Source organism: Brucella sp. HL-2 (assembly GCF_025846885.2).
Taxonomy (GTDB): domain Bacteria; phylum Pseudomonadota; class Alphaproteobacteria; order Rhizobiales; family Rhizobiaceae; genus Brucella; species Brucella quorumnocens.
The window spans coordinates 23,523-46,328 of sequence record NZ_JAOYTK010000001.1; the positions used below are offsets into that span (position 1 = coordinate 23,523).

Below are 22,806 nucleotides of genomic sequence, written 5' to 3' on the forward strand. Positions count from 1 at the left end.
GAAACTGGGAGCTTTTCCAAGAAAGCAGCGGCACCGATATATCAGGAAGCTGAGCATTTTCCATAAGGAAATCTCAACGCCCGACGATCAATTCAGCGTCACTTTATTAGGAGGATTCGAATGTGCTTCCGAAAATCTTGGCTCCCCCAACGCGAAGAGCAGCCCCCAGATATTTGACATATTCAATGAAAAGAACCCTGAGCGTATCGCCTTCTGCCACCCAGCTATGAGCGCGCTTTTCGCCATTCACCACAGGATAAGGCACAAATTCTACATCCTGCATCCGGTATGACATCTCAAGAATGCTGCGCGGGATATGGTAATTATTGGTAACGACGATCACACGATGATAGTTGTTTGCGCGGATCCAGCGTTCGCTTTCAGTCGCATTTCCCACTGTATTGAGCGCGGAACGGTCAAGATCGACGCAACAGTCGAACAGGCTTTGTTCGGTATGTGTGGCACGTTGTAGCGATTTTTCCGTGGTGGACGGATGAACGCCACTGATCAACAAACGCTTGCCCTGTTTTCCTTTTAGAAGATCAAGCGCTGCCTGTATGCGTGACTGTCCGCCTGTCAGCACGACAATCGCGTCAGCAGGCTCACCCAACACAGGCGACTGCATACTGGTTACCTTCTCGCTGAAGGCCACAAAGCCAATCAGAAAGGCGACAAGAGCCAGAAAAAGCACAATGGAAATAGGCTGGAGTCGTCGAAATACACGCATTAGGACAGACCATATGAATTTACCAACGACCAAGGCAAGCAGGGATGGCGAAAGTACCGACGGCGCATCCGTTGTGCGGCTGCGGCGCCACACCACAGCGCCAATATGCGCTTCGGCCTTTGCTTCTCTGCCTGCCACTGCATCAACGCTTTCCGAACGCCCCGCCGATACCGTTTGCTGAACCTTGCGTTCACTCACCTTGTTATCATAGCCATCATTGCGGCGATAACTCGGAAAGTTGCCGGAAATTCGTGATTTCCGATCGGTATTAGCAAATAAAGCGGTCATTCGGCCCGTACTCCCGGGCCATCCATCGTAGAAAGCTGGCGAATAACCGTCAGACGGCTTGTGAGCATCGTCAGCACACTCACCAGAATGATGATCGCAGCCGCGCCAATATAGCCGTCACGTCCAATGGCAAAATTGCCAAACATCGCAGCGGCCTGATCCGCAGCCGGTGTCCCCATATGTCGCGACGCCCACCATGAGAAGACGAAAAACACAAACATGGCAGCCATGCCACCAAACAGCGCGCCTTTAAGAGCTGTGCGGAAGAAATGCCATTCAAATTCGCGCGCGACGAATTTCGATTCTGCGCCAATGAAATGAAGAACCTCGATGATATGACCGTTACCGGACATGGCGCCCCGGGTGGCAAAGATAACTGTCAGAACGGTTGCTGCCACCACAAGCGACAAGACGCCTGTACCAATCAGCACCGTCGTATTGGCCATCGAAACAAGTCTGTCGACCCATGTGCGATGGTCGTCAAAACTTGCGCTCGGAATGGCGCGGGTAATTTCAGCGCGCATGGTTTCAAAATCCGGCGGTGTGTTCTCGTCGATGGTGACAACGACCAGACGCGGAACCGGCAATTCATCAATGTTAAGGCCACTGCCAAGCCATGGCTCAAGCAAGCGTGCGGTCGCATCCTTGTCGATGATGCTGGTATCTTTCACGCCCGCAAAGCCGCGCGCAATGCCGCTCGCGTCCTGCAGTGCCTTGTCCATATCAAGTCCGTCAACCGGACGGATTTGGATGGTCGCCTCGCGCGCAATCTGGCTTTGCCATTGTGCCGCCGAAGCACGCACCAAAGTCACGCCACCAAGGGTGAGACAGGCAAGAAATGTCATGATCGCGATCACAATCACCAGCGCCGTACCCGTCACGCTTCCATCAGGCACGATTGGACTTGGACCTTGCCGCTTCCTGCGTTTACCGATGCGGACCATCAGCATATCCTTGAGGTCTTCAAAGCGTATGTACAGGTCGTCCATGACCTTCCGGAGAGCACTTTGCCAGTCTTTGTCAGCTTCAATCATAGATGTCGAGCCGCCCATGTTCGAGGACCATGCGCCGTGCATTGACCTGGTCCATCAAAGAAAGATCATGCGTCGCAATGATGACAGCGGTGCCTGAGCGGTTAAGCTCGGCAAAAAGCCGCAACAAGCGTTTCGCCAGCGGCGGATCGACATTGCCTGTCGGCTCATCCGCGAGCAGCAGTTCGGGTTGGTCGATCAATGCGCGTGCGATGGCTGCGCGCTGTTTTTCACCGCCAGAAAGTACCGGCGGCAGCACATTCATACGGTCGCCAAGCCCGACCCAGTGCAGCAGTTCCTCAACCTCATGCCGATAAGTCGCCTCTTCCTTGCCACGTACACGCAGCGGAAGCGCTACATTCTCATAGGTCGTCATATGATCGAGCAGCCGGAAATCCTGGAATACAATCCCGATTCGCCGACGCAAAAGCGGCACTTCCTTATGATCGAGCCGCGCAACGTCCTTACCGAAAATATTGATCAGCCCGCGCGTCGGCTTCAGCGCCATAAACAGCAGACGCAGCAATGATGTCTTGCCTGCACCCGAGGGGCCGGTCAGGAACTGGAATGAGCGCGGCGGAATATGAAAGCTGACATCCTTGAGGATCTCTGGCCCCATTCCATATCTCAGGCCGACATTCTCGAAACGTATCACCGGTGTGCTTCTCTAAATTGTCCGCATTCCGATTGGGGCTACGGATGAAATCGATATCAAGATGACCTTTAACCTCCATGGTTAATGTGAGGTTAATGTGCGGTTATTTCAGGCACAATCATCTATAAAAATTGCGCGAGCATTGTGTTTTTATAACGCAGAACATTCAGGCAATTGTTGGAATGAGCGCAACAAAGCCCGCTGCGATCCGACAAGTGCCAAATCGGCTGCATCCTGATTGAAAAAATTAAAGCATGTGAGCCACAAAAGAAAAACGGCTTTGCTTATCGAAATTATTAAAAAACAAATAGTTAGAGCGGCTCTAACGATTTACTCTGAATTGGAACCGCTCTAACGTGAACGAATGCTACTCCCAGCAGCCGAGATTGCGGCCTTTCAGATTGTGGGAATCGATATCAGTCACGAGGCGCGCATCTTCACGCAGCAGAACCATTGTCGTGCGCTGCTTGAGGTCGATCCTTTGCCAGCCGGCACATTCCTTCGGCATAGGCGGAGCGCTATCGATCCTGACGGTTTCAGACCATGCTGTGGCCGTGCAACCGGATAATACCGCACCAACGGCGACGACCATCACGGATTGCAGAATCGACCTGCATGTTCGCGCCTCAATCTGAATATTCAAGGCTGGCAACTCCCTATAATGCCCCACGAAACACCCACTTTGCCGAGATCGTTCTCATCGCAATTATTTGCATGAACAAGTTTCTTATAACGCGCGTGGCGCTGCGGCCGCAATATACAAGACAAAACCAAGCATGATTTAAATTAAGGCCAAAAAGCGTCCAATTTATGGGCTTTTCGGGTCGTTTTGAAAGTTTGGAACCATTTAAAAGAACATTCTAATACAAATTGAAATCAACGTGAAATTTACTGTGATCATTGCAATATCTGACAAATATCACAATCCTATCGCCCAATTATGCACGATTGATGTAAGAAAAACTCGACTGTATATTTAGTCATCTGATTCGCACTGGCATTTATCACTACACCAACACTGGGGACTTCCATGTTGAACAAACTGTCTGCGGAATTTTTCGGAACATTCTGGCTCGTCTTCGGTGGTTGCGGCAGCGCGATCTTCGCTGCGGCCTATCCTGAATTGGGCATTGGCTTTGCTGGCGTTGCTCTCGCCTTCGGTCTGACCGTTCTGACGATGGCTTATGCCGTCGGCGGCATTTCCGGCGGCCACTTCAATCCAGCCGTCTCGCTCGGCCTTCTGGTTGCCGGACGTTTCCCAGCAAAAGACCTCATTCCTTACTGGGTTGCACAGGTTCTTGGCGGCGTTGCTGCGGCAGCGGTTCTTTATCTCATAGCAACTGGCAAGACTGGCTTCACAGCGGGTGGCTTTGCATCCAACGGCTATGGTGAGCTATCACCCGGCGGCTATAGCCTCACAGCGGCATTGATTGCTGAAATCGTACTGACGGCGTTCTTCCTCATCGTCATTCTCGGTTCGACTTCATCAACCGCACCATCGGGCTTTGCACCGATTGCCATCGGTCTTTCTCTGACCCTGATCCACCTGATCTCGATCCCGATCAGCAATACATCGGTCAATCCAGCCCGTTCTGCAGCTGCGGCCCTGTTTGCAGAAACTGGCGCTCTTGGTCAGCTCTGGCTGTTCTGGGTGGCTCCACTTGTTGGTGCAGCGATTGGCGCCATCATCTGGAAAGGTCTGCTCGGTAAAGACTGATCAGCAAACACAATACACAATCATCGAAAAGGCCGGTTTATATCGGCCTTTTTGCTTTTTCCGATCAGTAACAGACGGAAAATACTCCGCTTATGTTGCAGAACCGTGGGATTCTCCAAGAAAAAGTGATCATTGCCCGCTAAAAATTGCGGTAAGAAGAAATTCCCTTTTACAGATGTCCTGAGCAATGTCCCCCAGCACCGATGCTTCCCATGCGGACCGCTATGCCGCATTCCGCCATACTTCATTCAAAAAATATTGGGCCGCACGCTTTCTGAGCGCGTTCGCTGTCCAGATCGTTAGTGTTTCTGTCGGCTGGCAAATTTATGATCAGACCCGCGATGCTTTCAATCTCGGTATGGTCGGGCTGGTACAGTTCCTGCCCGCATTGCTGCTTGTGCTGTTCACAGGTGCCGCAGCCGATCGCTTTGGCCGACGGCTCGTCATGGGGCTTTCGCTCATTCTTGAAAGCGTGGTCACAGCAATATTGCTCGTCCTGACGCTCACCGGACTGTTTGAACCGCTGACCGTCTTTGCAGCCTTGCTGATCTTTGGCGTTGCTCGCGCGTTCCTCGGACCATCGTCTGCCTCCCTCGTGGTCAACCTGGTTCCGACTGAGGATTTCGCCAATGCCGTTTCTTGGAATGCATCGGCATGGCAAGTGGCGACCATTGTCGGCCCGGTTGCAGGTGGATTGCTCTATGGCGTCTCACACTTCGCTGCCTATAGCGTGGCGACCGTATTCCTGATCGCTGGTTCTATCCTGATCTTCTCCATCCCGAAGCCCAAACAGCATACAACCACAGAAGAACGCTCGCTCTCCACCATGCTTGCAGGCTTCCGCTATATCTGGAAAGAGAAGATCGTTCTCGGTGCCATCTCGCTCGATCTCTTTGCGGTTCTGCTTGGGGGCACTGTTGCGCTTCTACCGATCTATGCGCGCGATATTCTCGACCTCGGCCCTTGGGGGCTTGGTCTTCTGCGCTCCGCTCCAGGCATTGGTGCCGTTCTCACGGCAATCTGGCTTGCTGGCCATCCGATTCGCGATCATGCCGGACGTGTAATGTTCGTCTTTGTCGCTCTGTTCGGCTTGTTCAACATCATCTTCGGCGTTTCGACACTGACATGGCTTTCGATCGTCGCTCTCGCCTTGGCGGGTGCTGCTGATATGATCAGCGTCTATATCCGTGAAACCTTGATGCAGCTATGGACGCCCGACCATGTGCGCGGTCGTGTCAACGCGGTCAACATGGTGTTTGTGGGCGCTTCAAACGAGTTGGGTGAATTCCGTGCTGGCTTGATGGCTGCCGCCATTGGCGCAGTTCCTGCGGTGGTGATTGGCGGCGTTGGGTCGATCGCCGTCGCAGCGGCCTGGGCCGTGATGTTCCCGCAATTGCGTAAAGCACGCAATCTTCAGGGCAGAACTTGATTTCTGAGCGTGTCAGACCTCTGGCACGCTCTTATTGGCTGCATGGACACGCGCTTCGATCATATTGCGATCTTGTTCGGTGATGCCAATGAGATGGGCAATGCGCCACATCACATCGGCTTCCACTTCACTGACGATCCCATCCGCGTAAACAAGCTCCCACATTAAGGCCACGAAATCGACGCGGGCCTGATAATCGAGATGGCGCTTCAGCACGGAAGTGAAATCTGAGAGGCTGATCGATTCCTGATCAGCTTCTTCCGCAGCCTTGATCAGTTTTTTAAGCGCATCGCCTTTGAGGCCATATTTCTGCGAAAGCATAGCCGAGAGTTTTGCGCGCTCGCTTTCACGCGTTTCACCGTCCGCATCCATGATGTGAAACAGCAGGGCAGCCGCCGCAAGTCTTGGATCGGTATCGGAAAATTTCTCGCCACGCTCACGAAAACCGTTGCCCGGCAATTCTTTCAGAAAATCCAGCAAACGCTCGAACATTCACCCTCGCCACAGAAACACTTATGCATCGGCAAGCCGACGCTCTTTAGAAGCATTGAAAGTAGCGAGCTGGTCACAAGGCACAAGACAACAAACTGACTTAGCCGCGTTTCAACAGCTCAAGGCGGTGTCGCCGTGGTCTTTAGGCAACATTTTGCCCCCCTGAAAGCACCGAAAGTGCCCGTGTTTATCATATCGGCGTTACGCACTCCGTCTTCCCATCAAAGCTGAATCATAAATCAGCCAGTGAACGGATTTCCCAACGACGGCGGTTTCCACATTTCAGACTAATGCTTTAGAACAGTCGCAGCCCGTTCTGTGTCTTCTGGGATGACTTGCTTTCATCCACACCGGGATCATCGACAATGATATGCGCTGTGCGGTTTTTCACAGTGTCGGTATCGTCTTCAGCACGTTCTGGTGAAACGGCATCAATCACAGCTGACTTTTCGACCTCAGCGATTTTTGGTGGCGACGGTGCGGTTTTCACCTTTACCGGCTCGGCTTCCGGCACAACCACTTCCGCCTCGACAACATCTTCGAACTTTGGCTGAGGTTTTATCTGAGGTTTCTCCACCGGCACGATTGCCCGGCTTTCCCCAACGTGATCAGCCACCGCTTTAGCGATTTCCGGCTTTCCCACTTCGATCAATGGCGAGAGCTGCTCGACTGGCACTTTCCATTCAAAGCTGTTGAGACGACCTGTTACCGGAGACACCGGCGACCATTGCTCAGAAACATAACCATCTGCCGTCCATGCAGGATCGCGCGGCGCTTTAACAGCCTGCGCAAGCCACTGCCGTACCTTGCCCTGATCGCCTGTCTCAGCCTCTTCAATGTCCGCAAGCAGCAGATAACCGCTTTCACGCGGAGAGCCACGCAACACCTGTTCTGCATTGTCACGCGCAAGACGATATTCACCTGCCTCGTAAGCAGCACGCGCCAGTGCCAGACTGCCTTCAGCATTGTTTGAACGCAACGTCACCAGATGTTTCGCTCGTTTCAAACGGTCCTGCACCGTGTCGCCTGCGCGACCATAAACATAGGTCGAGGCAATATCAGGATGCGGTGAACGCTTCCACGCGGCTTCAAGAATTTTCGAGCCTTTGCGTACTTCGCCGTCGGCAAACAGCGCGCGTGCAGCAACAATGGCCGCAGGCACAAGTTCAGGCGCAAGCTTATTGGCTTCAAGCGCGATGGCCTTAGCATGTGCATGATCCACATCAACCGTCGCCATCGCCTTGGCTGTGAGAAGCGCTGCGCGCTCCTTCTTCACCACATCTTTGCTGTGAGCGAGTGCCTGTTTACGGGCATCCACCAATTTCAATGCACCGTCCCAATCGCCTTCAGAGCAAAGCTGGCCCATGACGGCAGAGGATGCCCATTCAAGCTGTGGTGCGTCTTTTGCAGCTTCTGCCGCATAATGACGAGCGGCCTCGCGCGCGCCGACGCGTTGCGCTTCGATATAAAGACCGCGCAGACCAAGCAGCTTGGTTTCCGGGTCTTCAATCATGGCTTCAAAGCCCTTGCGGGCGTCATCGGTGCGGCCTTCGAGCATTGCTGTCTGGGCTTCAAGAAGCTTGATCAATGGCTCCTGATCAGAGTTCAAAAGCTTGGCTGCTTGCTTGTTCATGCGGCGTGCCGCTTCCGCGTCACCTGCACCGGCCGCAATCAATCCGGTCGACAGGGACTGATAACCCCGGTCGCGTTTGCGGGCACGGAAATGACGGCGCAGTGTATAAGGCGACTGGATGATGCTCTTGATGAGCCACCAAAGGATCAGAATAACAGCAACAATCGCCACCACACCGGCAGCGGCCGTGATCAGCGGCACATTGTAATGATTGCCTGCAAAAGTGACGTCGAGCTCACCCGGACGATCTGCGAGCCACGAAAAGCCAAATCCAAGAACGACGACAATAGCGAAGTAAAATATCACACGCAGCATGGACGACGCCTCCTTAGTTTGGCGCCGTGGCGTCTGTTGCGGTTTTTGGCTTGAGGCTGTCGGTCACAAGACGCTGGATCAATGCATCGGCATTGTGCCGCGCTTTCATCTGGCTTGCGAACTCTTCTGACGCAGCCTTCGCATCAGCAGGCAGCTGCTCCCATTCGGAGATTGCCCGTTCAAGATCACCGGCATGAAGTGCCGCCTCCATACGTGCTGTGGTGGGGCCAACGCCGATGCCGCTCACATTTCCCGCGACAGGGCGCACGCTAACGAGACCTTTGGCGCTGGCCACCAGTTGATCCCAAACGCCTGCATCGGCAGGTAGCTTGTTTTCTGTGGCGATTATGTTGTTTGCAACAGGCCCGAACCATGCGTTGAGATCGGCAATGGTCGGAACACCTCTATCAGCAAAACTACGCAATCCTTCGACCGACTTATCCTGCTGTGCCACAGATGCATAAGTCTCAAGTTCGGCCTTGAACGAACCACCGCGATCAATCGCTGTCTTCAGTGCATTGGCCGCAATAAGCGCCGATGCATCGGGTTGGCGCGCACTCTCGCTCACCTTGTCCTGAAGCGAGACGAGTTTTTGCTCAAGGCTGGAGATCGTGCCGCTATTGCCCGAAACTCCCGCTGCGGCCTGATCGGCCTGATTCTTCGCATCACTCAGTTGCTGCTCAAGCGATACGAGACGTTCGGTCAACGCTGAAACATCAGCGGGAGCAGAACCGCCTTCCCCTGCCTTTGGCAGCGCCGCAAACTGCTGTTGAATTTCGGTGAGGCTTCCGGCAACAGCTTCCGCTTTGATTTCTGCCGCTTCGACATTCTTCTGCAAATCGGCAAGTTGCGTCTTGCTGGCATCATCCAAAGGCGCTGGCGCTGGATTGGTACGCAGATCCGCAATCTGTTGTTCCATACGCGCCAATTGTTCGGCAGTTACGCGAGATCCCGGCGAAGGCACCACATTGCCCCATTGCAAAGCAAGAAGTCCCCCAAGAGCGATCACGCCACCAGCGACACCCGCCAGAAGATAAGCGCCGCTTGAGCCAGATTTCTTTTCCGACACTGGCGGCACTGATGCAGTGGTGCGCGGGGCTTCCCTCGAGCCTTCAGGCTTAACACCGGCTCTAAAGGGAGGCTTTTCCACTTTGGATTCAAATTTTGGAGTAGCAGCGGCGGCGGGTTTTGGATCGGTCATCTTCGAGAAATCCCCTACTGGCTCGGCTGCCGGTGTCGCCTGAAGTGTCGCCTGTGGTTTTGCCGCTTCGTCAACGCGTTTAACATCTGACGGATCGAGATTGATCGTCACGGGCTGACGGGCCGGTTTGGAATGTCGCGGAGTGCCGGATTTCGCCATGGGTCCTCTCGTAGTGCAAAGAATGTCTCTAAAGCTTATCAGATAAAATCACGAGATGAAGGAAGGTTGCGCGCAAAAGAGTCAAAGTTTGGAAAACAAACGAAAAATACCGCTCTCATCAGGATGATCCGCAATCAGTGCCTGCGCGCGCCATTCCTCTGGCAAGCAATCGGCAACACGCCCCGAAATGCATAGAAACCGCGTTTTTACGTCAAACTGCGCGCCAGCTTTCTGCATCAGTTCAACAAACAATTTTGCAGCGACAGCAGAATAAACCAGCACCGCGACAAAAGGACCTTTGTCGAGGGCGGTTTTGATTTCATTGACTGAATAGTCGATTGTCTCGATGCCATAGACATCGCGGACTATCATAGTAAGGTCCGTCTTCGACACCTGATGTTCGAAGACGGGCTGGCGCACAAGTCCTGCGAGATAAAGAACCTCTGCGCCTTTCGGCAAAACTTCCGCCATCTTCGCAGCCAGGCGTACAGCATCACCGCCGCCTTCAATCACAGTCCGAAAACCTGCTTCCTGTGCGGCACGCGCTGTACCCTCACCAACAGCAAACAATGGTAAAGTTTTCAACGGTTGAAGTTGTTCATTTGGCACATGCCGAAACGCATTGGCACTCGTCACGACAAGCGCGTCAAACAGCTGATTCTTGATCGAAAATTCAAGCGCGACCGTACGGCTAACCGGCAGAGAAACAGGCGAAAACCCAAGATCGGCAAGCTTTGCCGCCGTCAATGACACCGACGGTTCTGGCCGTGTGATCAAAACACGCCCCCCGGTCATAGTCTTCCGCTGTTCCGCCAATGTTACTCCCAACCCTCAAAGAACTTTGCACCGGCCTGCGCACGCACGCGCTTGGCCGCATCCGATCCAAGTTCAGCGGCATCGGCGGCAGAACCTTCTGCCGTCACTTCATGCGCCTCGCGACCATCAGGTGTCAGGATAATTCCACGGAAAGAGACTTTGTCGCCGTCAACAATCGCAAGGCCCGCTATCGGCGTTCGGCAGGAACCATCAAGGGTCGCCAGAAATGCGCGTTCACAGGCAAGTGCTACATGCGTGTCACGATGCGCCAGCGGCTTCAGCAATGTATCGATCTTTTCGTCGCCAATACGGCTTTCGATGCCTATAGCGCCCTGCCCGGGTGCAGGCAGGAAAGTTTCAGGGTCCAGAATATCGGTAATCACATCGGCGAGGTCCAGTCGCTTCAATCCGGCACAAGCGAGCAATGTGCCATCCACTTCGCCTTCTTCAAGCTTGCGAAGACGCGTCTGGACATTGCCACGGAACATCACCACTTGAATGTCAGGACGCAGGCGCTTGATCATTGCCTGACGACGCAGCGACGACGAACCCACAACCGCACCCTGCGGCAGATCGAGAAAGCGCTTTGATGTGCGGCCAACAAAAGCATCACGCGGATCTTCGCGCTCAAGAAATGCAGAAAGATGAAGACCTTCCGGCAGAACAGTCGGCATATCCTTGGTAGAATGGACAGCAAGATCGATGCGACCATCTTTCAGTGCCGCTTCAATCTCTTCGGTAAACAGGCCCTTGCCACCGATCTGCGACAAGGAGCGATCCTGAATGCGATCACCAGCAGTGGACATTGGTACGATTTCGATGGCGTCTTCGGTGAAACCATGCGCTTCAATCAGCCGGGAGCGTGTTTCATAGGCCTGAGCGAGAGCAAGCTTGCTGCCCCGAGTGCCGATCTTCAAGCTGCCAATCTTCAAGGATGCTGTTTGCATATCGTGCCGTCCATGATACCGGGTTTCCGGAAAATATTACGTGAAATTATGAGACAGGCAGGGTCTAACCGCAAATGCGCATTCTTGGAATAGAGACAAGTTGCGACGAAACAGCCGCCGCCATCGTTGAACGCGACGATAACGGTAAAGGCCATATTTTGTCCAATGTGGTGCTCAGCCAGATCGCCGAACACGAACCCTATGGCGGCGTGGTGCCAGAGATCGCCGCACGCGCCCATGTCGAAGCGCTTGATCAGCTGGTAGAACGCGCACTCAAAGACGCCAACCTAACTCTCGATGAAGTCGATGCGATTGCCGCAACAGCCGGTCCCGGTCTCATTGGCGGGTTGATTGTCGGTCTGATGACCGCCAAAGCCATGGCCATGGCTGCAAACAAGCCATTCTATGCGGTCAATCATCTGGAAGGCCACGCGCTTACCGCACGATTGACCGACAATCTTCCGTTTCCCTATCTGCTACTCTTGGTTTCCGGTGGCCACACGCAAATGGTTCTCGTGCGTGGTTTGGGTGATTATTCGCGCCTCGGCACGACAATCGATGATGCGCTAGGCGAGGCCTTCGACAAGACGGCCAAATTGCTCAGCCTGCCTTATCCGGGTGGTCCTGCTGTTGAACGCATGGCATTGCAAGGCAACCCCAAGCGTTTTCCATTGCCAAGGCCGCTTAAGGGCGAAGCACGGCTCGACTTCTCCTTCTCGGGCCTCAAGACCGCTGTGCGCCAGACCGCAACAGAGCTGGCTCCGCTTTCTGATCGGGACGTGGCCGACATCTGCGCATCTTTTCAGGATGCGGTCGCAGACACTTTGTCGGATCGCGTCAAGCGGTCGCTGGAACGGTTCAAGCAAGAGTTTCCCGACTGCGCAACACCTTCCCTGATCGTTGCAGGCGGTGTCGCCGCCAACAAGACATTACGCGCGTCGCTTGAAGCGCTTTGCAGCAAGTATGGTTTCAGCTTCATAGCGCCTCCGCTCAATCTTTGTACCGACAATGCGGCGATGATCGCCTGGGCAGGTGCGGAACGTGCCGCAACCAAGGGCCCCGATTCGCTCAGTCTCGCACCACGCTCGCGCTGGCCACTTGATGAGAAATCTGCGCCCATGTTTGGCACGGGACGTCGTGGGGCAAAAGCATGAGTGAGCGCGCTAAGATTGCCGTCCTTGGTGGCGGCGCATGGGGAACGGCACTTGCAGCCATGGCAGCCATCAGCCGCCACGATACATGGCTTTATGCCCGTGATACCAAAACGGTTGAACATGTAAACAATGAGCGCCGCAACCCTGCTTATCTGGGCGAGATCGAATTGCCGGAAGGCATTCGCGCGAGCACGGACGCCAAAGCGGTTTTCCAAGATGCCGACATCGTTCTAGTCGTTGTACCGGCACAGGTAATGCGTAAAGGGCTGCAGGAACTAAGCCCCCTTATTCCGCAATCAGCACCCGTCATTCTCTGCGCCAAGGGCATTGAGCGCGAGACCGGGCGCCTTATGTCGGAAGTGGTGGCTGAAGTTCTGCCCAATCACACAATAGGCGCTCTTTCCGGCCCGAGTTTCGCAACCGATGTGGCGCGAGGCCTGCCAACAGCTGTGACTATCGCTTGCGAAGATGCTGCGATTGCAGACCAGCTTGCGGCAACGCTTTCCGGCCCAGCTTTTCGCTGCTACTCCACCACGGATCTCAAGGGCGTTGAAATCGGCGGTGCGCTTAAAAACGTTCTGGCTTTGGCCGCAGGCGCTGCCATCGGGCGCGGCTATGGTGCCAGCGCTCAGGCAGCACTCGTAACCCGCGGCTTTGCCGAATTGCGCCGTGTTGCGCAGGCTATGGGTGCAAAGCCTGAAACCATCATGGGGCTTTCAGGCCTAGGCGATCTGATGCTGACCTGTTCTTCGTCACAATCGCGCAATTATTCATACGGGCTTGCTATCGGTCGCGGTGAAGACCTTACCAATCGTCCACTGGCCGAAGGCGTGGCTACAGCCCCAATCGCTGCCGAACTCTGCAAAAAACATGAGGTCCCTGCCCCGATTATAACAGCGGTTGCAGCGCTTCTTGCTGGAAAAATCACCATCGATGAGGCCGTGATGGCCCTTCTCAACAGACCACTCAAGACCGAGGATTAAGGCATTTGAGCCAAAAGTGCGAAGCGGTTTTGTGTAGGATAATGCTCAAACAAAAAGGTTAGCGAACGATGCTTTTTGCTCTTCTATGCAACGACAAGCCCGACCATCTGCAGGTGCGCCTTGATACGCGCCCGGCCCATCTCGACTATCTCAAGGGCCTTGGCGATGGATTGAAATTCGCAGGCCCCTTCCTTGGTGAAGATGGCAAACCAAATGGTAGCCTCGTTGTCGTTGAAACAGCGGACAAGGCAGAAGCCGAAAAGATCGCCGCCAATGATCCCTATGCGCTGGCAGGCCTGTTTGCCGATGTGGCCGTTCGTCCATGGAATTGGGCCATCAACAATCCCGCAAACGCTTGAAGGTAACATGATGGCTTACTGGCTGTTCAAGTCCGAACCGTTCAAATGGTCATGGGAAATGCAGAAAGCCCGTGGCGAAAAAGGCGAGCAGTGGGACGGCGTGCGCAACTATCTGGCACGTAACAACATGCGCGCCATGAAAATTGGCGACAGAGGTTTCTTCTACCATTCCAACGAAGGTCTGGAAGTGGTGGGCATTGTCGAAATCTGTGCTCTTTCGCATCCTGACAGCACCACCGATGATCCGCGCTGGGACTGCGTGGATATCAAGGCTGTGCGCGATGTGCCGAAGCCCGTCACGCTGAAAGATGTGAAAGCCAATCCAAAGCTCGAGAAGATGGCGCTTGTCACTTCCATGCGCCTTTCGGTTCAACCAGTGACCGAAGACGAATGGATCGAAGTTTGCCGCATGGGTGGGCTGGACGCCAAAGACATCTGATGCATGTCTTTCTCCCAAAACCGGTTTCCACTTTTGGGAGACATGCTTGATGCTTGATCCGGCAAAGAAGGGCGCGCGCGATTTCATACTGGCCAATACTGGTCTGCAAACGCCGCCCCATGTGCCGGAAATCCAGCTCTATCTGGCCGACGAAGCTCACGACCTCTGGCATCGAACCGAGGAAGAACTGGCAACCATCGGCCTGCCGCCTCCCTTCTGGGCTTTTGCCTGGGCGGGCGGTCAGGGCGTTGCCCGCTATATTCTCGACCATCCGCATGCAGTCGCAGGCAAAACCGTACTGGATTTCGCATCCGGCTCAGGTCTTGTTGCCATTGCAGCAATGAAAGTGGGCGCTACAAGGGTTTTAGCTTCAGACATTGATCCTTTTGCGCTTCCAGCCATCGAAATCAATGCAGCAGCAAACAGTGTTGTCATCACACCGACACTCATCGATTTGATCGATCAGGATCACGGCTGGGACGTGGTGCTTGCGGGCGACGTGTTTTATGACAAACCGCTCGCTGATCGTCTGACCCCATGGTTTTCAAAGCTCTCAGCTCGTGGTGCCCGCATCATCGTCGGTGATCCCGGCCGCGCCTATCTGCCGAAGGAGCGGCTCGAACAGCTTGCCGTCTATACGGTGCCTGTCACGCGTGCGCTTGAGGATGCAGAGGTCAAGCGCACGACGGTCTGGGCATTTATTTAGCTAAGCAAACCTCTTTGCACCCGCCACGCACAGCACAACTACACCAGCGGTCAACACCATGCCCATGCTCACCGGTTCACCGGCAATGGATGCGGCCAACATCAAACCGAAGAACGGTTGCAGCAACTGAAGCTGTCCCACTGCCGCAGCACCGCCCTGTGCAAGCCCGCGATACCAGAAGAAAAAGCCTATCAGCATCGAAAACAGCGTGACATAGGCAAGCCCGCCCCATGCCATCGCACCGATACCGGACCAAGTTTCAGGACGCGTCAGGATGCTGAGTGGCATCATCACCGGCAGTGAGAAGACCAGCGCCCAGCAGATCACCTGCCAACCACCCAGCCTGCGCGAAAGGCTCGCACCTTCTGCATAACCAAGTCCACAAACAATGATTGCACCGAGCATCAAGACATCGCCGAGCAGTGAGGACTGGCTGCCTTGCCCATAAGCGTAGGATGCAACGATGAGGCCCCCTGCGACGGAAAACAGCCAGAACAGAGGGCGCGGATTTTCACCACCGCGCAGCACGGCAAACAAAGCCGTCGATAAAGGCAGCAGACCGATAAAGACAATCGCGTGAGCGGACGTCATATGTTGCAGCGCAATGCCTGTCAGTAACGGGAAGCCAACCACCACACCAAGCGCTACGACGATCAGCGAAATAACGTCATTGCGACGCGGGAAAGGCTCACGGAAAGCGAGCAGAAGTATCAAGCCCAGAAGACCTGCAATCGTCGCTCGTGCCATGGTCAGGAAGGTCGGGTCGATATCGATTACCGCCAGACGTGTCGCAGGCAACGACCCGCTGAAAATGAGAACCCCCAGAAATCCGTTAATCCAACCCGCTGTCTTGTTCATTGTGTCTTTTCGATCTTTTGCAATTTTGTATAGATGATTCCGGTACAGTGCCGTGAAATTGGCCAAATAATCAGAGACAATTACCGGACAATTTTGGTAAACTGTACTGATACGAAGGATGGTACAGATGATTTCGACGGGCCTTTTGCGCAGTCTTGAGGCTGTAGAGGCCGCCTATCTCGGCGGACAAAGCGAGCGCAGTGATGAAAAAGACACGACAGAGAAGATGTCGCTCGTTGAAAAGGTCATGACCATCATTCGCGACCGTATTGCGGCCATGAGTCTGGCGCCTGGTGCACGACTGCCGTCGATCCGCCGTTTGGCTGAAACCATGCATGTGTCGAAATCAACCGTTGTCGAAGCCTATGATCGTCTGGTGGCGGAAGGTATCATTCAATCGCGCCGTGGTGCAGGTTTCTATGTTTCCGAACGCGCACGCCAGCCTTTCACCGTGGCGGCAAACATGCCCCAGCAGGACCGGCAGATTGATCCTTTCTGGGTCATGCGGCAATCGCTTGAAGCTGACAGCGAGACTTATAAGCCGGGTTGCGGCTGGCTACCCGATGAATGGCTGCCCCTGGAAGGCATTCGTCGCGCCATGCGGGCGATGGCACGCGATGAGAACAGCAATCTCACCACCTATGGTGAGCCGCTTGGCTTCCGCCCTTTGCGAAACCATCTGGCACGCAAATTGTCCGAACAGGGGATCGATATGTCCAGCGGGGATATATTGCTGACCGATTCCGGCACCCATGCCATCGACCTCATCTGCCGCTTTCTGTTGCAGCCCGGCGATACAGTGCTGGTGGATGATCCCTGCTATTTCAATTTTCAGGCGGTGCTTCTCTCTCACCGGGTAAAAATCATAGGTATTCCCTATACCCATAATGGCCCAGACCTTGAGGCCTTCGCCAAAGCTGCAGAAGAGCAGGCGCCAAAGCTCTATATTTCCAATGCCGGGCTACACAATCCAACCGGCGGCACCATGACGCCCGCCATTGCACACCGACTGCTCAAGCTTGCAGAAATGCATGACATCACGCTGGTCGAAGACAATATTTTTGGCGATTTTCATCCGTCTCCCACGCCATTGCTTGCTGAACTCGACGGCTTTGATCGGGTACTGCATATCGGCAGTTTCTCGAAAACTCTCTCGGCTGCGGCACGTGTTGGCTATATTGCCGGTCGTCGTGACTGGATCGACGGCCTGACCGATCTCAAGCTTGCCAGCACATTTGCGGGCAACACGGTTTCAGCACAGATTGTGCATTCTCTTCTCACCGATGGCACTTATCGGCGCCACATCGATGGCCTGCGTGCAAAGCTTGCAGATGCCATGACCATGGCTGCCAAAAGGCTCAAGGTGACAGGGCTTGAACTCTGGACCGAGCCGCAGGGCGGCATGTTTCTCTGGGCACGATTGCCCGAAGGGATGGACTCCGGCCAGATCGCGGCTTATGCGCTCAAAAAAGGTGTTCTGCTTGCACCCGGCGATGTGTTCAGCCCATCACGCAGTGCAACCCGCTATCTGCGTTTCAATGTTGCGCAATCGATAGAGCCCTATATCTTTGCCGTTCTGAGCGATGCGATGCGCGAAGCATCAGCATGATTGCATTCACCCGCTCACATCGAAAACAACTTCAACCAAAAGCAATGCAGTCAGTTGACCCGTGAAGGATATACTCGCCCCCTGTCTTTGAGGAGAGACATCGGGAGGGATAAACGTGAATACACACCCAACAGGGATGGTGGCCAGTCCACGTCCCGAAGATGAAAAACTATCTGTTGCGGCCAATCTCGCTTATGGCTTCCAGCATGTTCTGACCATGTATGGCGGCATCGTTGCGGTGCCGCTCATTATCGGTCAGGCGGCGGGCCTCAGCCCCAGTGAGATCGGTCTGCTGATTACCGCCTCGCTGTTTGCGGGCGGTGTGGCAACCGTTTTGCAAACCATCGGCATTCCGTTTTTCGGCTGCCAGCTTCCGCTGGTTCAGGGCGTATCATTCGCCGGTGTCGCAACAATGGTCGCCATCGTCACATCTGCCCAAACAGGAGAAGCCGGGCTTCAAGTGGTACTCGGTGCGGTGATGGCTGCATCTCTGATCGGCTTTCTCATTACGCCGATATTCTCGCGCGTCACACGCTTCTTTCCACCGCTTGTCACCGGCATTGTGATTACAACCATCGGCCTCACATTGATGCCGGTTGCCGCACGCTGGGCAATGGGTGGGAACAGCAAAGCGCCAGACTTCGGCAGCATGGGCAATATCGGCCTTGCCGGGCTTACGCTTCTGATCGTGCTGCTGTTGAGCAAGATCGGCAATGCCACGATTTCACGCCTTTCAATCCTGCTCGCCATGGTTATTGGTACGGGCATTGCTTGGGCGCTCGGCATGACCGATTTTTCCCGTGTATCTGAAGGGCCCGTGATGGCACTGCCTGAGATCTTCCACTTTGGATGGCCGATTTTCAGCATTGCTGCGACACTGTCGATGTTCATCGTCATCATCGTTACGCTGGTGGAAACATCTGCCGATATTCTGGCGGTAGGCGATATTCTGGAAACCAAGGTCGATTCGCGCCGTCTGGGCGATGGTCTGCGTGCCGATATGGCATCAAGCATTCTTGCACCTGTGGTCGGCTCGTTCACACAAAGTGCTTTCGCACAGAATGTTGGCCTTGTGGCCGTAACCGGTGTGAAAAGTCGTTATGTGGTGGCAACGGGTGGTCTCATTCTGATCACGCTGGGTCTTCTGCCTGTGATGGGACGCGTGATTGCCTGTGTGCCGCCTGCGGTGCTGGGTGGTGCCGGTATCGTGCTGTTTGGTACAGTCGCTGCAAGCGGCATCCGTACGCTTTCAAAGGTCGATTATCAGAACAACATCAATCTGATCATTGTGGCGACCTCCATCGGTTTCGGAATGATCCCGATTGCAGCGCCGGAATTCTACCATCAGTTCCCGGCTTGGTTTGAAACCATTTTCCATTCAGGTATCAGCTCCGCCGCTTTGATGGCAATCGCACTCAACCTGATGTTCAACGAATTCAAAGGCGGCAATTCAGACCAGATGTCAGTTTTTGCTGAAGGCACCGAACGCATCATTCGCCACCATCAAATCGCAGAGCTGCATGACGGCGATTACATCCTCAATGGTAAGCTCTACGATGCCGAGGGCAATGAAGTGAAGATCGTGCCTGCGGCGGCGCACTAAAGCATTTGTGCCAAAAGTGCGAAGCGGGTTTGCGTTGATAATGCATAAGATAAAAATTAGAGCGCATCGCGCTCTAATCAGCGCAGGACGCGGATAACAGTTCTGTTGGTCAAATGCGGCAAGAGGCGCGCCATGTCGGCGCGCTTCAATGCTATACAGCCTTCAGTCGGGCTGAAGCCTGAACGACTGAGATGGAAGAAAATCGCGCTGCCGCAGCCACGCCTGCGCGGGTTGATGTTCCAGTCCATGACAATACAGACATCATAGACATCGTCATTGCGCCACATGTTCTCATGACTTGCCTTGAAGGGCAGATTGACGGGACGATTATAATTGGCGTCATTTGGCGCATCGCACCAGCCATCCAGTTTGCGGACACGTCTCAAGGGCAGACGGGATAAAGGCAGCTGCCCTGCATCGCCGCGTCGATAGCCGTAAAGCAATCGCATGGACGAAAGCGGCGTTGCGCCGTCGCCCTCGCGCTTAAAAGCACTGATTCCCCCCTTGCCAAGCGCACATTCGAGCACCAAATTGCCAGCAGCAAGCAGGCCGCGCGTCTTATGGCCGGGCTTTGCCCGTACGTCGATGATGCCAATTCCGCGGCTTTTTTGATTTCTGGTCAAGCCTGCCTCCTCAAATGCTGACTGCTTGAAAACTTTTGGTGCTATACCCGAAAAGCTCTCGCGTTTTTTCACGGCTTCAACTTATCGCCATTAAATGTCATAAAACACGAACAACTATTTGAATCAAAGAGTAACGAGGACAGGCATGACAGGTCGTACAATACTGGTTGTGGACGATGACGAAGATCTCCGCTCCATCCTCGTCGAACAGCTGGAGCTGTGCGAAGAGTTCCAGATCGTTCAGGAAGACAACGCCACAAAAGGCATTCAGACCGCTCGCAATGGCGTCGTCGATTTGCTGATCATGGATGTCGGTCTGCCGGATATGGACGGTCGCGAAGCGGTAAAGCTTCTGCGCAAAGGCGGCTTCAAGGCCCCGATCATCATGTTGACGGGTCACGATACGGAATCGGACACGATCCTCGGCCTTGAATCGGGCGCGAATGATTATGTCACCAAGCCTTTCAAGTTTGCTGTACTCCTTGCTCGTATCCGTGCGCAGTTGCGCCAGCACGAGCAGAGCGAAGACGCGACTTTCATCGTCGGACCTTACACCTTCAAGCCGGGCCAGAAGCTGCTTCTCGATGAGAAGGGCAGCAAGATCCGCCTGACTGAAAAGGAAGCGGCGATCATCAAGTATCTCTATCGTGCAGGTGACAAGGTTATCGGCCGCGATGTGCTGCTTGAGGAAGTGTGGGGCTATAATTCCGGTGTCACGACCCACACACTGGAAACCCATGTCTACCGCCTGCGCCAGAAAATCGAGAAGGATCCGTCAAATGCGTCGCTTCTGGTTACAGAAAGCGGGGGATACAAACTTGTCCCATGATGGACAGCGCCTGATGCGGGTGTATTGACAAGCTATGGCGCTCGATGACGATATTCGCATTCTCGGCTCAGTAGGCCTGTTCGAGTCATTCACTCCCGAACAGTTGCGTCTGCTCGCCTTTGGAGCAGAACGACTGGTGCTGCGCGCCGGTCGTGAGCTCTTCCGCGAAGGCCAAAGCGCTGACTGCGGCTATATCGTCGTATCTGGCAACATCACCTTGTTTCACGATGCAGACGAAGGGCGGATCACGATCCGCCCCGTCGGCCCCGGCGCGATGCTGGGCGAAATGGCGCTGATTGCGCAAACCACACGCCTTAGCGGTGCCATGGCTGAAGAGGAGACGGAAGTTATCCGCATCAGCCGCGCCATTTTCCGGCGCATTCTGGAAGAATATCCGGAAGCTGCAGCCTCGCTGCATGCACATATCAGCCAAAATCTGCTGCAATTGATCAGCGATATTGAAAAAGTGGGCCCGCGCCTTGGCGGCGACGACTAAAGCGCGGCGCGCTTTAAGTCTTTATTTATACGCATGTTTTTATCCCGAAAGTGAGAACCGGTTTTGCGTGAGGATAATGCGTAGAAACAACAGTTAGAGCGGTTCCAACGATTCAGTCTTAACCGGAACCGCTCAAATTATAACTGTAGCTCCCGCTCGATGCCGATGGCGTCAAGGAAGGCCTGATCGTGGCTCACCAACAGCAACCCGCCCTCATAGTCATTCAAGGCCGCTTCCAGCGCTTCTGTGGAATCGAGATCAAGGTGGTTGGTCGGTTCATCGAGAATCAACAGTTCAGGTTTGAGCGTACCGCCCAGAACACAAGCAAGAGCTGCGCGTAGCGATTCGCCACCGCTTAAGCCTCCTGCAAGACGCGATACACTTTCACCACGAAACGAAAACCGCGCAAGTGCTGCATGGGCATCATTATCGCTGGCCCCTTTGTTTAATCGTCGGAAATTCTCATAAAGCGTCGCATCGCGATCTATCAGGCTCATCTGCTGATCAAACATCGCAATGCGCACAAAGCGCCGGATCTCCCCCGCAATGGGTTGCAAATCCCCGGTAATCAAACGTAACAACGAGGTTTTGCCTGCACCATTTGCGCCACGAATGACGATACGCTCCGGTCCGACAATCTTGAGCGAGAAATCATGAATGACCGGGTGTTCCCGCACCGGCCCGCCAAAAACGTTCTGCATTTCCAGAACCACACGCCCGGAGGGTGAAAGCGATGCCTCGATGTCAAAACGCATGGGCTTGACGCGTTCGGCCTTTGCTTCCGCTTCGCGCAACTGGTTTTGAGCACGATCTGCATTGCGTTCAGCAAGCACATCGCCGCGGCCGCCGGTTTTCTGTGCACGATCCTCTCGGGCATCAAGCAGCAACTTGCTCATGCCTGCATCAGCACGCGACTTGCGCCCTCGTGCATCGCTCTTCGCCTGCCGTTCTGCAGCTTCCTGCGCCTTGAGCCTGACCTGCTTTAAATCGCGCTGAGCAACCTCCAGATCGCGAGCAGCCCCTTCCCGTTCCTGGTCCTTGCGTGCGTGGTAAAAATCCCAATTGCCTCCATAGAGCGTTAGAGCACCTTGCGAAAGCTCAGCTATCGTATCAATGGTCCGCAACAATTCACGATCATGACTGACGACGACTGCAGCGCCCTGCCACTTTGCAAGCATGTCGGCTACTGCCTGACGCCCATCACGATCAAGATTATTGGTCGGTTCATCCAGCAATATGAGATCGGGTTCTTGAAACAAAAGGGCTGCAAGTGCTGCGCGCGTCTGCTGCCCACCGCTTAATTCGGAGAGCGAGGTTTGCGGTTCAAGCGATAGCCCGAACATCTGCAAAGCTTCATCAAAGCGATGCGACAACAACCAGTCTGCCTGTTCGAAATCCGTATCCGTGCCCGCGCCCGCTTCAATACGCGCTAGCCTATCAAAAGCATCGCACGCACCAAACAGATCGGCCAGAGTACGCTCGCCATTGCTGCCGATATTTTGCGCGAGCACGCCAATCCTGCCGCTTCGAGTAACAGTTCCGCTTGTGGACTTCAAATCACCGCTCATGATTTTCAGAAGCGTGGATTTACCGATACCATTGCGCCCGACAAGGCCGATGCGGCCTTCGGTGACGCTGAAATTAATACCGGAAAAAAGACTACGGCCATCAGCCGTGACGCAGGAAACATCCTGAAGAGTAAGAAGAGAAGACATCGCAAGCCCTGTAAAAACTGAT

Annotated in this window: 22 protein-coding genes and 1 pseudogene; 11 read left to right on the forward strand and 12 right to left on the reverse strand. The window is 54.4% G+C overall.

All coding sequences use genetic code 11. From position 1 onward, the window contains the following. Positions 1 to 106 precede the first annotated feature (106 nt). The 4 genes from OIV19_RS00140 to OIV19_RS00155 form a co-directional block, all read right to left on the reverse strand. Positions 107 to 1,015: a YdcF family protein gene (locus OIV19_RS00140; protein ID WP_264230356.1), complete on the reverse strand. Its 909-nt coding sequence runs from the start codon at positions 1,013 to 1,015 to the stop codon at positions 107 to 109. Beyond that, positions 1,012 to 2,004, reverse strand: coding sequence for a cell division protein FtsX (locus OIV19_RS00145; RefSeq protein ID WP_404901673.1), 993 nt, complete (start codon positions 2,002 to 2,004; stop codon positions 1,012 to 1,014). The genes OIV19_RS00140 and OIV19_RS00145 overlap by 4 nt, the downstream gene beginning before the upstream one ends. A gap of 37 nt (positions 2,005 to 2,041) precedes the next feature. Beyond that, positions 2,042 to 2,665, reverse strand: coding sequence for a cell division ATP-binding protein FtsE (ftsE, locus tag OIV19_RS00150; protein ID WP_024898570.1), 624 nt, complete (start codon positions 2,663 to 2,665; stop codon positions 2,042 to 2,044). A gap of 403 nt (positions 2,666 to 3,068) precedes the next feature. Continuing rightward, on the reverse strand, positions 3,069 to 3,344 hold the full coding sequence (locus tag OIV19_RS00155) for a hypothetical protein (protein WP_264230357.1): 276 nt from the start codon (positions 3,342 to 3,344) through the stop codon (positions 3,069 to 3,071). A gap of 387 nt (positions 3,345 to 3,731) precedes the next feature. On the opposite strand from OIV19_RS00155, the gene aqpZ reads away from it, so the two are divergent. After that, positions 3,732 to 4,418 (forward strand): aquaporin Z, encoded by a 687-nt coding sequence (gene aqpZ, locus OIV19_RS00160; protein ID WP_095447582.1) that lies wholly within the window; start codon positions 3,732 to 3,734, stop codon positions 4,416 to 4,418. 187 nt (positions 4,419 to 4,605) lie between these two features. Then, positions 4,606 to 5,847 (forward strand): MFS transporter, encoded by a 1,242-nt coding sequence (locus OIV19_RS00165; RefSeq protein WP_095447583.1) that lies wholly within the window; start codon positions 4,606 to 4,608, stop codon positions 5,845 to 5,847. Positions 5,848 to 5,859: 12 nt separating this feature from the next. Here the strand turns inward: OIV19_RS00165 and OIV19_RS00170 are convergent, their stop codons facing one another. From OIV19_RS00170 to hemC, 5 genes and pseudogenes are all read right to left on the reverse strand, one after another. Continuing rightward, complete coding sequence (locus tag OIV19_RS00170) at positions 5,860 to 6,339, reverse strand: tellurite resistance TerB family protein (RefSeq protein ID WP_095447584.1); 480 nt, start codon at positions 6,337 to 6,339, stop codon at positions 5,860 to 5,862. A gap of 621 nt (positions 6,340 to 6,960) precedes the next feature. Next, positions 6,961 to 8,287 (reverse strand): annotated as a pseudogene (locus OIV19_RS00175) (heme biosynthesis protein HemY); the annotation flags it as partial. Between the two features lie 13 nt (positions 8,288 to 8,300). Next, complete coding sequence (locus OIV19_RS00180) at positions 8,301 to 9,647, reverse strand: mitofilin family membrane protein (RefSeq protein ID WP_264230359.1); 1,347 nt, start codon at positions 9,645 to 9,647, stop codon at positions 8,301 to 8,303. A gap of 81 nt (positions 9,648 to 9,728) precedes the next feature. After that, positions 9,729 to 10,442, reverse strand: a complete 714-nt coding sequence (locus OIV19_RS00185) for a uroporphyrinogen-III synthase (protein WP_264230642.1) — start codon at positions 10,440 to 10,442, stop codon at positions 9,729 to 9,731. Positions 10,443 to 10,465: 23 nt separating this feature from the next. Continuing rightward, on the reverse strand, positions 10,466 to 11,410 hold the full coding sequence (hemC, locus tag OIV19_RS00190; RefSeq protein ID WP_264230360.1) for a hydroxymethylbilane synthase: 945 nt from the start codon (positions 11,408 to 11,410) through the stop codon (positions 10,466 to 10,468). 74 nt (positions 11,411 to 11,484) lie between these two features. On the opposite strand from hemC, the gene tsaD reads away from it, so the two are divergent. From tsaD to OIV19_RS00215, 5 genes are all read left to right on the forward strand, one after another. Beyond that, a complete protein-coding gene (gene tsaD, locus OIV19_RS00195; protein ID WP_264230361.1) occupies positions 11,485 to 12,564 on the forward strand; it encodes a tRNA (adenosine(37)-N6)-threonylcarbamoyltransferase complex transferase subunit TsaD in 1,080 nt (359 codons plus the stop codon). Next, positions 12,561 to 13,547: an NAD(P)H-dependent glycerol-3-phosphate dehydrogenase gene (locus OIV19_RS00200; RefSeq protein ID WP_264230362.1), complete on the forward strand. Its 987-nt coding sequence runs from the start codon at positions 12,561 to 12,563 to the stop codon at positions 13,545 to 13,547. Before tsaD ends, OIV19_RS00200 begins: the two co-directional genes overlap by 4 nt. A 68-nt stretch (positions 13,548 to 13,615) precedes the next feature. Next, positions 13,616 to 13,906 carry a YciI-like protein gene (locus OIV19_RS00205; protein ID WP_095447591.1) on the forward strand — a complete coding sequence of 97 codons (291 nt, stop codon included), beginning with the start codon at positions 13,616 to 13,618 and terminating at the stop codon, positions 13,904 to 13,906. 10 nt (positions 13,907 to 13,916) lie between these two features. Continuing rightward, positions 13,917 to 14,345: an EVE domain-containing protein gene (locus OIV19_RS00210; RefSeq protein WP_095448001.1), complete on the forward strand. Its 429-nt coding sequence runs from the start codon at positions 13,917 to 13,919 to the stop codon at positions 14,343 to 14,345. 49 nt (positions 14,346 to 14,394) lie between these two features. Then, positions 14,395 to 15,051: a class I SAM-dependent methyltransferase gene (locus tag OIV19_RS00215; protein WP_264230363.1), complete on the forward strand. Its 657-nt coding sequence runs from the start codon at positions 14,395 to 14,397 to the stop codon at positions 15,049 to 15,051. Here OIV19_RS00215 and OIV19_RS00220 read toward each other — a convergent pair whose 3' ends face one another. Next, positions 15,052 to 15,909, reverse strand: coding sequence for a DMT family transporter (locus OIV19_RS00220; RefSeq protein ID WP_264230364.1), 858 nt, complete (start codon positions 15,907 to 15,909; stop codon positions 15,052 to 15,054). It lies immediately after the preceding gene. 127 nt (positions 15,910 to 16,036) lie between these two features. Here OIV19_RS00220 and OIV19_RS00225 point away from each other — a divergent pair, with 127 nt between their 5' ends. After that, positions 16,037 to 17,518, forward strand: a complete 1,482-nt coding sequence (locus OIV19_RS00225; protein ID WP_264230365.1) for an aminotransferase-like domain-containing protein — start codon at positions 16,037 to 16,039, stop codon at positions 17,516 to 17,518. A 136-nt stretch (positions 17,519 to 17,654) separates the two neighbouring features. Beyond that, entirely contained in the window at positions 17,655 to 19,121 is a 1,467-nt protein-coding gene (locus tag OIV19_RS00230; RefSeq protein WP_095447595.1) for a nucleobase:cation symporter-2 family protein, read from the forward strand. 77 nt (positions 19,122 to 19,198) lie between these two features. Here OIV19_RS00230 and OIV19_RS00235 read toward each other — a convergent pair whose 3' ends face one another. Beyond that, positions 19,199 to 19,744, reverse strand: coding sequence for a L,D-transpeptidase family protein (locus OIV19_RS00235; RefSeq protein ID WP_264230366.1), 546 nt, complete (start codon positions 19,742 to 19,744; stop codon positions 19,199 to 19,201). Between the two features lie 145 nt (positions 19,745 to 19,889). Here OIV19_RS00235 and optR point away from each other — a divergent pair, with 145 nt between their 5' ends. Together optR and OIV19_RS00245 are read left to right on the forward strand one after the other, a co-directional pair. Continuing rightward, entirely contained in the window at positions 19,890 to 20,573 is a 684-nt protein-coding gene (gene optR / locus OIV19_RS00240; protein ID WP_095447596.1) for a response regulator OptR, read from the forward strand. A 34-nt stretch (positions 20,574 to 20,607) separates the two neighbouring features. Further along, positions 20,608 to 21,069 carry a cyclic nucleotide-binding domain-containing protein gene (locus OIV19_RS00245; protein WP_264230367.1) on the forward strand — a complete coding sequence of 154 codons (462 nt, stop codon included), beginning with the start codon at positions 20,608 to 20,610 and terminating at the stop codon, positions 21,067 to 21,069. A 137-nt stretch (positions 21,070 to 21,206) separates the two neighbouring features. On the opposite strand, the gene OIV19_RS00250 is transcribed toward OIV19_RS00245, so the two are convergent. Beyond that, positions 21,207 to 22,784, reverse strand: coding sequence for an ABC-F family ATP-binding cassette domain-containing protein (locus OIV19_RS00250; RefSeq protein ID WP_264230368.1), 1,578 nt, complete (start codon positions 22,782 to 22,784; stop codon positions 21,207 to 21,209). Between the last annotated feature and the right edge of the window lie 22 nt (positions 22,785 to 22,806).